Below are 12,268 nucleotides of genomic sequence, written 5' to 3' on the forward strand. Positions count from 1 at the left end.
CAACGTCGCCACCATCGAGGCCGCCTTCGCCGAGATCTACGCCGAATGGTCCTTCGCCGAGGAGCGCTGCCCCTTCATGCTGAAGCTGCGCAACTGGTGGGACCTGCCGGGCGTCACCTCGCTGTGCAACGGCATGTTCCCGACCGGCCACGGCATGCACGCCACCCCCTCGGAGATCGCGGTCACCCAGGCCGCCTATCCGGACCGCATCAAGACCGCGGACTATCAGCCCAGGATCGCCCCGGTCGGCCCGATCCGCGACGCGCTCGACTACCGCGCCCGCTTCCCCGATGGCCGCATCGGCTCGGACCCGATGCAGGCCAGCCCCGAGAAGGGCCAGCGCATCATCGACGCCTCGGTCGAGGCCCTGCTGGCCGATGTGAAGGCCTTCTCGGACGAGGTTCAGCCGTAGCGAACGTCAGTCTTCTCCCCGTCAGGGGAGAAGAAGGCTCCGCGCACCGGAGGCGCGTCGCGCCGAAGGTCCGCGCGGAAGATGAGGGTAGTGGCTGAGGCCTGCGCCACCTCCCTCGCCTCCCGCCAATCGCTTCGCGTTCCGCTCAGCGTGGCGGGGCCCTCCTCTCCCCTGACGGGGCGAGGATGTGAGGCTAGGCGCGCTGGAAGGGGTAGAAGTCCGAGCCCAGCTCGAGGATCGAGGTCAGGTCGTCGAGCGCGCCGTGGGTCTCGTCGAGTAGTGACGGATCGCGCAGGTCGGCGAGCGTCAGGCGGTCGCGGTACCAGCGGCTGGCCCAGACGCTGAGGGCCGCGTGCAGGCCCTCGGTCAGGCGCTGGGCCTGGTTGGCGGCGGCGAGCTCGACCTCGGTCATCACCACGCGCAGGCGCAGGCAGGCGGGGCCGCCGCCGTTGCGCATCGACTGGCGCACGTCGACGTATTCGACCCTGCCGACAGGACCGTTGGAGGCGGCCAGGCCTTGGGCGGCCGCATGGGCGCGTTCGTTCTCCTCGGTCTCGGTTGGGGCCAGCAGGGTCAGGCGGTCCTCGCCTGGCAGGCTCAGAAGCTGGGAGTTGAAGAGATAGGACTTCACCGCATCGGCCAGCGGGAGGTCGGCCTCGGCGATCTCCAGGAAGGCCGGTTCGAACAGGCCGTCGGCGGCGCGGCGGATGGCGTCGAGCGTCCCTGCCTTGTCCTCGAAGGCCAGCTCGTGGAACAGCAAGGCCTCGCGCGTGCCGACGCAGACCACGTCATTGTGGAAGGCCCCGCCGAAGATGGCGGCCCGCCCCTGACGGGCGAAGACGGCGCGGGCGGCGCCGTGGCGGCGGGCGACCGCCTGGCTGGCCTCCAGCGTCTGGCGGGCGGGGAAGTCGGGGTTCGGCCAGGCCTCGAAGGCCTCGCGCCCCCAGACGAACAGGTTCACGCCCGGCTCGCCGTGGTCGGCGCAGAGGCGCACGTGATTTGCCGCGCCCTCGTCGGAGAGGTGCCCGACGGAGGGCAGCGGATCGTGGACCGCGAAATGGTCGGGATCGGCGAAGAGCGCCCGGAGCGCGCGGGTGGTCTGTTCGCCCTCCAGCGAGCGGTGCAGGTTCGAAACCAGATTGGCGGGCGTCAGGTGCAGTCGGCCGTCGGCGCTGTCGGGACTGGGCGTCACGGTCGCGGCGTTGGCGGCCCACATGGCGGAGGCGGAGCTGGCGGCGGCGGCGAAGGACGGGGCCTCCTCCCAGGCGCGGGCCAGGACCTCGCCGTCGGAGCCCGAGAAGCCGAGGCCGCGCAGCCAGCCGACGTTCGGCCGCTCATGCGGCGGCAGGACGAACTGGGGCACGCCGAGGTCGGCCAGCTTCTTCATCTTGGCCAGGCCCTGCAGCACGGCGCCGCGCGGGTCCGAGGCCTCGCCCCGGTTCAGCGCGCTCGCGATATTGCCCGGCGAAAGACCGCCGTAGGCGTGACTGGGCCCGACCAGGCCGTCGCAGTTGGCTTCGTAGGCTTGAGTCATCTTCATGAGCCCTCCCCCTCGAGGGGGGAGGGTTGGGAGGGGGTGGTGGCAGGATGATTCAGGTCGAGAGCGGTTCGGCGAGAGCGGACCGTCCGCGCCTCACGCGCCTCGTCCGGCTGCTCACTGCCTCCACCCCATCCCCTAGCCCCTTCCCCCTCGAGGGGAAGGGGGACCCGCTGGGCGATCGCCGCAGCGATCTCCTCCACGACGGCGGTGAGCTCGGCAGGGATACGTTGGCTGTCGATGCGCAAGACATAGAAGCCTTGCCCGGTGAGCCAAGCGTCACGCTCAATGTCCCGCGCCGCGACCTGCGGAAGCTGATGAACGCCGCCGTCGACCTCGATGACCAGTTTGGCGCGCAGGCACGCGAAGTCGACCACGTATGGACCGATCGGGGCCTGCCGACGGACACGAATGGGCAGCCGGCGGAGCTCCTGCCAGAGTCTCGCTTCGGTCCAGGTCGGTTCGGCACGCATGCCGCGCGCCCTCCTTTGGCCGCCGGGCTTGATTCGCGACGGCGAGACGAAGCGGTCGTACTCTTCCGGCACGTCGCTCACGCCCTCAGGCCCTTCATCTCGCCCACCACCGAACGGACCCCGTCGGCTTCGAAGCTGGCGACCGGATAGGCGCAGTAGTCAGCGGCGTAGTAGGCGCTGGGGCGGTGGTTGCCGCTGGCGCCCAGGCCGCCGAAGGGCATGTCGGCGGCGGCGCCCGTGGTCGGCCGGTTCCAGTTGACCACGCCGGCGCGGATCCCGCGGCTGAAGCGGGCCCAGAGGTCGGCGTCGTTGCTGAGCAGTCCGGCGGACAGGCCGTAACGCGTGTCGTTGGCGGCCTTCAGCGCCTCGTCGAAGGAGCCGACGCGGCGGACCTGCAGGAAGGGGGCGAAGATCTCCTCGTCGGGGACCTGGACGCCCGTGACATCGAGCACGCCCGGCGAGACGAAGGCGGCGCTAGGCGCGGTGTCGACCCGACCCCAGGGCAGGATGATCCGGCCTCCGCGGTCGGCCAGTTCGCCCATGCGGCCGAGCGCCTCCTCGGCGCCTCGCACCGAGATCAACGGACCCATGTAGGGCTCGGGATCAGCGTCCCAGCGGTCGATGACCAGCCGGCGCGACAGGGCTGCCAGCGCCTCCAGGATGTGGTCGCCCTCGGGGCCCTGCGGCAGGATCAGGCGCCGCGCGCAGGAGCAGCGCTGGCCGGTGGTGATGAAGGCGGACTGCACCACCAGCGAGGCCAGGGCCTCGGCGTCGTCGCCGGCGTCCCAGACCACCAGCGGATTGTTGCCCCCCAACTCCAGCGCCAGGATCACGTGCGGATCGTCGGCGAACTTGCGCCGGAAGTGAGCGCCGGCGGCCCCGGAGCCCGTGAACATCAGGGCGTCGATCGGCTGGTCGAGCAGGGCCGCGCCGGTCTCCCGCGCGCCCTGGACCAGGTTGACCACACCGGCGGGCACGCCCGCGGCCTCCAGCGCCTCGACCATCAGCTGGCCGGTCCACGGGGTCATCTCGGACGGCTTGAAGACGACCGTATCGCCGGCCAGGAGGGCCGGGACGATGTGGCCGTTGGGCAGGTGGCCGGGGAAGTTGAACGGGCCAAGCACCGCCGCCACGCCGTGCGGACGATGGCGCAGGGTCGCCTGGCCGAAGGCGGTCTCGGTCGTCCGCTCGCCGGTGCGTTCGGCGTAGGCGCGGATGGAGACGTCGACCTTGCCCGCCATGGAGGCGAGTTCGCCCCGGGTCTCCCACAGCGGCTTGCCGGTCTCTCGGCTGATGACCTCGGCCATGGCCGGGGCGCGGGCCTGAAGCTCGGCCTTGTAGCGCCGAAGGATGTCGATGCGGTCCTGCCGCTCCAGCGCGGCCCAGGCGGGGAAGGCGTCGCGCGCGGCCAGCACGGCGTCGCGCGCCTGTTCGGCGGACGCGGCCCGGCCGTTCCAAACGGCCTCCCCCGTGGCCGGATCGATGGAGGCGAAGGCCGCAGCCTCGCCCGCGACCCAGCGGCCGCCGATGAAGCTGTGCCTCGTCATGCGATCACCCGGATCAGGTCGCCTTCCTTGACCTTCAGCAACTCGGCCGTGTCGGCGGAGATGTCGACAACGCCGTCAACCAGCTCGGCCGATGCGCGGGTGCAGCGAAAGCCCGCGATCGAATTGGTCGACAGCAGCTGCGGGTCCCCGTCCTGGGCGTCGGAGATGCGCACCGGCCGGATCACCGCCTCGCGCACGGTGCGGATGGCGTCGCGCTGGACCGCCATGGTCGGACCGGCGTCGAAGACGTCGACCAGGCCGATCTCACGGAAGCCTTCGCGCTCCAGCAGCTTCTTGGCCGCAACGCCCTCCGCGTGAGCCTGGCCGATCGCGGCGCGCGCCTCGGGGTGCATCAGATTCTCATAGAGAGGGTGATGCGGCGCCAGGTCGAAGATGAACTGGCCGTCGCCGGACCCCGACAGTTCGTCGGCGCTGTCGAAGTCCATCGGGAAGAACTTGGACGTCACATGCTCCCAGAAGGGCGACTTGCCGTTCGCATCGAAGACGCCCCGCAGCTCGGCCAGAACCCAGTCGGAGAAGCGCTCGGGCTGGGCGCCGATCAGCATGTAGCGCGAGCGCGCCAGCAGCGAGCCCGCGCCGCCCGCCCGCCGGTCCGGCTTGAGGAACAGTGAGCCGACCTCGCTCCAGCCGCGGCATTCGTTGACCCACATCAGGGCCGGATGGTCGACGCGGACATTGAGGTCGTCGGACACGTGATAGTGCGAGAAATTCATCCGCCGGAAGGAGGCGAAGGGCCGCTTGATACCAACGGTGGTCTTCACGCCCGCGATGCCGTCGATCTCGCCGGTTTCGCCGTTCTCCAGCATCAGGACGAACCACTGGCCCTCGCGGTCGATGGAGTCCTCGAAACTGGCCTTGGAGCAGTCCAGGCGGCCGCGCAGGGTCGGCTCGTCCTCGGGCAGGCTGGTGAAGCCGGGCCCCGAGGCGCGGGCCAGCTCCAGCAGGGCGTCATAATCCTTGGGCCCCGCGGGCCGCACCACCAGCATTACAGCGTCTCCAGTCGCAGACGTTTCAGGGCCTGGGCGTCGACCTCTCCCGAGGCGATCTTGCACAGGATCAGGGCGGACAGCTGCGCCCGCTCCACGAAGCTCTCGGGCCAGGCGTATTCGGCCTCGGAATGGATGTCCCCGCCGCGCACGCCCAGGGTGTCTATGTTGGGCAGGCCCGCGGCGTGCAGGTTGTTGCCCTCGCACACCCCGCCCGAGGACTTGAAGGCGATCGGCTGGCCGAGCAGGCCACCGGCCTCGGTCACGACCTGCATCAGCGCCTGCTGGGAGGCGTCGAGCGGCTTGGGCGGGCGGGTGAAGCCGCCGTGCAGATGCAGGGTCAGGCCCTCGAACGGGGGCTGGGCCACGATGTCCGCGACCGCCGCCTCGATCCAGTCGGCGGCCGCCTTGTCCGGCACGCGCACGTTGAACCGGATCACCGCCGTGTCCGGAACGACGTTCGAGGGAGACCCGCCGGCGATGCGCCCGAGGTTCACGGTCACGCCCTCGCGCCGGCCGTTCAGCCCATGCAGGGCCCAGCCGATGGCCGAGGCGCCGGCGACGGCGTTGCGGCCCTCGTGAAAGGCGCGGCCGGCGTGGGCCGAGCGGCCCTTCACCACCAGATGGTAGTTGGCCGAGCCCTTGCGCGCGCCGGCGAGCGAGCCGTCCGGCATGGCCGGCTCATAGGTCAGGCCCAGGTGCCCCGTGCGGCCGAGTTCGGCCAGGACGGGGGCCGAAGCCAGGGAACCGATCTCTTCGTCAGGGGAAATCAGCACCGTCCAGCCGACCGCCTCGCGCGCGGGGTGGGTTTCGAAGGCTTCCAGCGCCGCCATCAGCACGCTGATCCCACCCTTCATGTCGGCGATCCCGGGACCGTGCAGCGCCCCGTCGGCGCGGCGCTCGACGCTCTGGAACAGGCTGGAGGCCGGATAGACGGTGTCGTAGTGGCCGGTCATCACGACCTGGGTCGGCGCCTCGGGTCGCATGGTCAGGCGCAGGGACGGCGGGTGCGGCTGATCGCGCAGCAGGCCGTCGTCGCCGACTTCCTGGCTGGGCGCGAGCGCGACGCGTTCGACCTGGCACGGCAGGGTGCGGGCGGCCTCGACCAGCAGGACCTCAAGCTGCTGCTCAAGGCCTTCGAGGTTTCGGCTGCCGCTGTTGATGGCGCACCAGTTGACGGCGCGGCCGACGATCTCCGCGTCCCGTGCGGCGAGGTGATCCAGCACGGCTTGGTCTTCGGCGAGAATCCGCATGGGCGCGGTTTAGCTTGCCTAGTCCTCGCGGTCCAACCGGCGCCGGCCACCGTCGTCGGTCTGGCGGCGCCAGCGCACCGAGATGCGGGCTTCGCCTTCGCCTCCTACACGGGAGATGACCGAGATGTTGCGCCGCGCGCGCCACTCGACCTGAACCGCGGCCCCTTCGGCGCCGCCGCCGATCACCTCGAAATAGAGATCATCGCCGATGTACTTCCCGCCCGCGACCGTCAGGCCCGACGCGTCGCCGCCGAAGGACAGCCGGTCGAGGCCGGCGAATTCCCTGAGATTGCCGATGACGTCGAAGCCCCCGCCGCCGGCCAGGGCCGCCACGCTCGACGCCAGCTGGGCGGCCTCGATAGGCGACAGTTGCGAGGCAGATCGCCCGAACAGGACCTGCGACAGGATCTCGTCCTGCGGCAGTTGCGGCGTTGAGGTCAAGGTGATGATCGGACGTGCCGCCGTTCCGGTGACCCGGATGCGCGCGGTGAGGGTCGGATCCTCGCGCGTGGCCGTCAGGTTCAGCCGGATTCGCTCGGGATTCGTCGACAGACTGATCCTGCCGCCCCGTTCGAAGATGAAGCGCCGTCCACCGAACTGATAGTCACCGCGCACGACCAGCGCGCTTCCCGAGAGCACCGGCGAGGCCAGCGAGCCGCCGACCTCTGCGTTCAGGGCCAGTTCGACATCGAGACCGCGGCCGGTGACGAACACGCCGCCGCCGTCCGAGCTCAGGCCGATGTCGAGTCGGATGGCGGAGTTGGACCGGCGCGCCTCGGCCTCTTCCTCGGATTCCTCGGTCTCGTCCTCCAGACCACCGGGGCGATTGATCTCGATGACGTCGAGTTCGACCACGCGGGAGCTGTTGGGCAGGTCCTCCGCCGAGAAGACCGCCTCGGTGACGTTCAGATCGCCAGCCAGGGTGATCGCGCCCGACTCCGCGCGGTTGACCCGCAGCGTCCCCGTCCCCCTGGCCGTGGCCAGATCGGTGTCCACGACCCTGAAATCCGTCAGTTGCAGCGTCAGGTTCGAAGCCGACCCGAGGCGAAGGCCAAGCACGCCCGAGCCCGTGACGCGCCCGGCGTCCTCGCCGCGGCCGTCCGTCGCCTGGAAGCTGACGATCCGGGCCGTCTCGGCGTTGAGTTCCGACCTCAGGGTGAGGCCCTCGAGCGTCAGGCCGGTGACGCCGTCCTCGAACCGGCCATCGGAGATGTTGAGGTAACCGTCGGCGCTCGGCGCGTTGATGGTGCCGCCGAGCGTGGCGCGGCCATCCACGATCCCTGACAGGCTGCGCTCCCCACCCAGGACCAGGTCCCAGATCGAACGAATCTGCCCCTGCAGCATGACCTCGCCGCTCATGGGCTCGGTCCGGCTGACCGCCAGTCTGAGCGGGGCCGCGCTGGCCGTCACCGGCAGGTTGAGCACAGCTTCCGAGCGGACCCCGCCGGCGTCGGAGGCCTCGGCCCGAATGGCGAGGCGATTGTCGCCGAGAGTCGCCTGGATCAGGGCGTCGATGTCCATGTCCGCCCCGGCGTCGCGGCTGCGGGCGTTCTCCAGCCGCGCATTGAGCGTCCCGGCGAGCGTCTCGCCCGTGCCGCTGAGGTCCACCTCTGCGGAAATCCGTCCGGCCAGGTCGCGCGACAGGGACTGGAGGTCGACCCCCTGGAGCGAGGCGCGGATGACGGCCGCGTCCGCGTCCTGGCGAAGGGAGCCGTCCAGCACGCCGCCGCCGATCGCCAGATCCACGCGGACGACCCTGCCGCCGTCGGCCAGGGCAAGGACGGCGGGCGAGCGTGTCCGATAGGCGACCTCGCGCACCCGGCCCGCGCCCTGGAGGGTGACGGTCTGGGCCTCGTCGGTGCGCGAATAGACGCCCGCACCGTCGAAGGAAACCGGGAACGTCCCCCCGACATCAGCCTGGAGGGTGAATGGGAGGTGCGAAAGGGTCCCCTGCCCCTGAAGGTTCAGCGTGCGGATGGTGTAGCTGGAGGCCGAAAACCGGATCCCCCGACCCGTGACGTCGACGAAGGCGGCGGCGTCCGCCGGCCCGTCTGTCAGGCGCACGACGCCGCGGGCCGTACCCGCCGCCAGGAAGGCGCCGGGGCGGGCCTCGAAGACCAGATCGGCGCTCGACGGCGTCCGGCCACGAAGGGCGATGGCGCCCCGCGCGACCACGCCGCCGGCGTTCACGTCCAGGTCGGTCAGGCTGACGCCGTCGTCCGCGATGCGGAACAGGGACGAACCCCGGGCCGGACCATAGTTACTGTCGCCCGTGATGCTGACCCGACCGTCGGATGCGTCGTCGCCCCGCCGGAAAGTGAGCGTGACGCGGGCGTCCGCGAGGCTGAGGGGGCCAGCCTCCAGTGCGTCGAACTCGACGATCAGGTCCAGGGTCGGCCGACCGAGCGTGCCGGTCAGAGATCCCCGTCCACTGGCGGCGCCATCGATTTCTATGGGTCCCACGCCGAACGGGCCTCGCGCCGCCCAGTCGAGCGCCAGCCGGACATCGCGGCCGCCGAGGCCGATGAGACCCTGCGCGTTCAACCGTCCCGCCGCGCCCGTCAGCGACGCCCGCGAAACCGCGATCCGGCCCCCGCCGAGCGCCCCCTCCCCGGTCAGACGAGGCGATGCGCCCAGAAGCCGGTCCAGTTCACCCCAGCCGGTCTCCAGGCGACGGCCGGCCGCTTCGAAGGACAGGCCCCAGAGTTCGGAACCCCGCTCATGCGAGGCGCGCCATTCAAGGTCCAGCGCGCCGGACGCCTGCCGGCGCACCGCCGAGACGTCCGAGATGCGGGCCGAGCCTTCCGCGGTCAGACGGCCGCCCGCGCCGCGCGAGCCCGTCGCATGGACGTCCAGGGCTGCGCCGTCGAGATCGAAGCGCTCGACCAGGATGCGCGAGTCCGGCAGTCGGGCCGCGCGGATGAAGGCTGACGGCCGGGCGCCGAGCATCCGGGCCAGCACACTGTCTCCCGAACCGCCCTCGCCCGCCAAACGGCTTTCCAGGGCGATCCGCCCGTTTCGGGCCGTCAGCCGGACGGGGCCGGACGCCTGCCGAAGCCCGTAGCCCGACACGTCGACCGCCGAGGCCGTCACGTCGCCGGCGAAGTTCCAGCGGTCGGCGGATCCGCGCCAGACTCCCTCGACCGTGGCCGCCTGGGCGAGGTCCTGACCGACCAGCCGGGACAGGGATGGGGTCGAGACGCTCAGGGTCAGGCCGGAATCCGCAGAGGCGCCGGACCGATCGACGGCCCCACGGGCGCGGGCGCGGATGTTTTCCGCCGCCAAGTTCCAACCGATGCCGAACTCGCTTTCGCGGCCTTCGATCGGGACCAGCGCCACACCGAAACGGGCCGTGGGCCCAAGCCGTTCGGCGAATGGCGCCAGCAGGTCCGATCCAAGGAAGCTGACGTAACCGGAACCCCGGCCGCCTTCGGCCGAAAACCGTCCCTGCGCGCGGATGGGCTCATATTCGCCGGTGCGGACGCGCACGTCGAAGGCCTGAGCGCGCACATCCACGTCCGCCCGGAAGGGCTGGTCCGGCGAATAGCCCAGCGCGCCGGCGATCGGGCCGCCACGCGCCTCGAACGCCCGCGCCTCGAGCTCACCGCCGATGAAGCCGCCGTCGCCCGCGGTCTCGAAGTCGGCCCGCAGGTAGTCGCCGGGCCGCGACAGGCTGGCGGCGTTGATCCGTCCCGCCTTGCGGCCGCGCCGCTCGAGGACGACGTCCCCCTCCAGTCGCCAGCGGCCATACTCCTCGCTGAAGCCCTCGAGCAGCTCGACATCCGCCTCGAAAGCCTCGATCTCGACCGTCAGGGGCTGCGGCCCCGGGGGCGTGACGCGGGGCTCCAGCTGCGGACGGCGGATCAGGCGAATGGTCTCGGCCTCGATCATGTCGGCATGGAACCGGCGGACGAGCAGCGGCCAATAGGACCAGTCCACCCGCACTTCGCGCGCCTCGAGCCAGACGCCTTCGGAGTCAGTGACCGTGACGCGTTCCAGGGTGAAATCGTCCCAGAGGTCGCCGCTCAGCCCCTCGACATTTATGCGACCGTACCGCCCAAGGCTCTTGCCCGCGACGAAGCTGGTGACGAGGTCACGGCCGGCCGGCGTCAGGACGGCGAGACGGCCGGCGGTCGCGATCACCAAGGCCACCACCAAGAGGACGGCGACTGAGGTCAGGGTCCAGAACAGCACGCCGCGCGCGCGGCGCTCCGCCTTGGCTTCGGCCGCGGCCTCGGGCGCCTTGCCTGGCCGGCGCCGGCTCAAAACGCCTGTCCGATGCTGACATAGACCTGGAAGTCCGCGTCGCCGTCCCGGGGATTGATCGGCACGGCGATATCGGCGCGGATCGGGCCGAACGGCAGGTGGTAGCGGACGCCCACGCCGGCGGCGTAGCGAATATCGGAGAAGTTCGGGGTCGGCTCATCGCCGATCGAGCCCGCATCTATGAACACGGCCATGCCCAGAGCCCCTCGGATGCGCCGGCGGTATTCCACGCTGGTCTCGAAGAGCGATGAGCCGCCCACCGGCGTGCCGTTCGGAAATCGCGGTCCGACGCCCTGGTACTCGAAGCCGCGCACCGAGCCGCCGCCTCCGGAATAGAAGCGCCGGTCGCTGGGCACACGGCTCTCATCCCCGCCGATGATCGAGCCCAGCCGCACCCGGCCTGCGATCACCGAGGTTCCCTCTTCGTCCAGAGGAACATAGGCGCTGACCTGCGCCACGGCGCGAAGGAAGGTGAGGCTGTCGTCGCCGGTCACCGCGGTGGGCTGAACGTCGAAGTTCAGCCGCCAGCCCTGCGAGGGGTCGAGGGGGTCGTTGGAATAGTCGAGGTTCGCGCCCGCCTGCAGCGTCAGGATGGCCAGGTTCCGCTCCAGCGGAACGGGCGGATCAACCAGAAAACGCGGGTCGAGCTCCTCATACTGGCCGCCCTCGATCGCCACGCCGTAGGAGAAATATGAGGTGGGCGCGAACCGCTGCTGCAGCGCGAAGCTGGCGCCGGCGGCCCGGCGGTCATAGGCGCGGGTGTCCTCGTCAACGGCAAAGGCGGACAGGGTGAGGGTGCGCCCCGCCCGGCGCCAGTGGGGAAGGCTCAGGGAGACGCCCAGGCGGCTGTCGATCTCGGCCAGCCGCGCCTCGTATCTCAGGGTGTCGGCCCGGCCGAACCGGTTGCGCCAGGTCCAGACGGCGTCGACGCCCGCGCCCTCAGATGTCGAATAGCCGACTCCGGCCTCCAGGACGCGGCTGGGCTGATCGCTCAGGGCGACGATCACGGGGCGCAGGCCGTCTTCGGTCTCCTGATCGCCGGGCGCCAGGGCGACCGATACGCTGTCGTAGACCCCCGTTTCCAGAAGCCGCCGCTCCAGTTCCGCGACGGTGTCGGGCCGATAGCGGTCGCCGGCCGACCAGGGGGCCAGCCGTTCCACCCAGCGCGGATTTGTCCGGCCAAGCGTATTGAGCAGGACCCCGTCCAGGCGCACGGGCTCTCCGGCCGCTATGCGGAAGGTCGGCTGCAGGGTCGAGGCGGCGTGATCCACGATCACCCGGCGATCGCCGGCGACGGCGTCCGGATAGCCCAGCTCGGACAGGCGCGCGATCACGCGGCCCTCGCTCGCTATGACGTCGGCCGCGCGTCCCGGTTCGCCCGGCTCGAGGTCGAGCGCCGCCACCGCGTCCGTGGCGACGTCCGGCTCCGGCGGCGGGTCGATCCAGACCACGTCGGGGTCGCTGACCAGGAATCTGGGACCGGGCGTGACCCGGATCACGGGGGTCGGGGGCGCCTCGCCCTCGATGTCGTCCTCGATCGTCGCGCCGTAATATCCTTCCGACCGAAGGACGGCCATGGCGTCCTCGGCGGCGGCGCGCGCGCGGCGGCGGGCCTGGAAGCGGTTCGCGGGCGGGTCATCGACCTCGCCGATGGCCTCCTCGATCCGCTCGCGCAGGTCTTCGTCCAGATCGCCGGCGACCTGGGCGCGCGGCTCCGCCCACGCGGTCGAACCCCCGGCGATGGCCGCGAGGACCAGGACAGACATCAAGATT

At 71.1% G+C, this 12,268-nt stretch carries 8 protein-coding genes; 1 reads left to right on the forward strand and 7 read right to left on the reverse strand.

The window, feature by feature from the left end; translation table 11 throughout:
• Positions 1 to 412 (forward strand): creatininase family protein (locus Q0M60_RS07415; protein ID WP_296817856.1); only part of this gene is annotated, 412 nt, incomplete at its 5' end.
• A 193-nt stretch (positions 413 to 605) separates the two neighbouring features.
• Here Q0M60_RS07415 and astB read toward each other — a convergent pair.
• From astB to Q0M60_RS07450, 7 genes are read right to left on the reverse strand one after another with little or no spacing between them, the layout of a single operon-like run.
• Positions 606 to 1,946 carry an N-succinylarginine dihydrolase gene (gene astB, locus Q0M60_RS07420; protein ID WP_296817899.1) on the reverse strand — a complete coding sequence of 447 codons (1,341 nt, stop codon included), beginning with the start codon at positions 1,944 to 1,946 and terminating at the stop codon, positions 606 to 608.
• Between the two features lie 2 nt (positions 1,947 to 1,948).
• Complete coding sequence (locus Q0M60_RS07425; RefSeq protein WP_296817858.1) at positions 1,949 to 2,503, reverse strand: endonuclease domain-containing protein; 555 nt, start codon at positions 2,501 to 2,503, stop codon at positions 1,949 to 1,951.
• Positions 2,500 to 3,969, reverse strand: a complete 1,470-nt coding sequence (gene astD / locus Q0M60_RS07430) for a succinylglutamate-semialdehyde dehydrogenase (RefSeq protein ID WP_296817860.1) — start codon at positions 3,967 to 3,969, stop codon at positions 2,500 to 2,502. Before astD ends, Q0M60_RS07425 begins: the two co-directional genes overlap by 4 nt.
• Entirely contained in the window at positions 3,966 to 4,976 is a 1,011-nt protein-coding gene (locus Q0M60_RS07435) for an arginine N-succinyltransferase (protein ID WP_296817862.1), read from the reverse strand. Before Q0M60_RS07435 ends, astD begins: the two co-directional genes overlap by 4 nt.
• The gene (locus tag Q0M60_RS07440) at positions 4,976 to 6,229 is read right to left on the reverse strand and encodes a hydrolase (protein ID WP_296817864.1); all 1,254 of its coding nucleotides are present in this window, start codon (positions 6,227 to 6,229) and stop codon (positions 4,976 to 4,978) included. The genes Q0M60_RS07435 and Q0M60_RS07440 overlap by 1 nt, the downstream gene beginning before the upstream one ends.
• Before the next feature lie 18 nt (positions 6,230 to 6,247).
• Complete coding sequence (locus Q0M60_RS07445) at positions 6,248 to 10,495, reverse strand: translocation/assembly module TamB domain-containing protein (RefSeq protein WP_296817866.1); 4,248 nt, start codon at positions 10,493 to 10,495, stop codon at positions 6,248 to 6,250.
• Positions 10,492 to 12,261 (reverse strand): autotransporter assembly complex family protein, encoded by a 1,770-nt coding sequence (locus Q0M60_RS07450; RefSeq protein WP_296817868.1) that lies wholly within the window; start codon positions 12,259 to 12,261, stop codon positions 10,492 to 10,494. The genes Q0M60_RS07445 and Q0M60_RS07450 overlap by 4 nt, the downstream gene beginning before the upstream one ends.
• Positions 12,262 to 12,268: the final 7 nt, after the last annotated feature.

Origin of the sequence: Brevundimonas sp. (genome assembly GCF_024711105.1) — a bacterium.
GTDB lineage: Bacteria > Pseudomonadota > Alphaproteobacteria > Caulobacterales > Caulobacteraceae > Brevundimonas.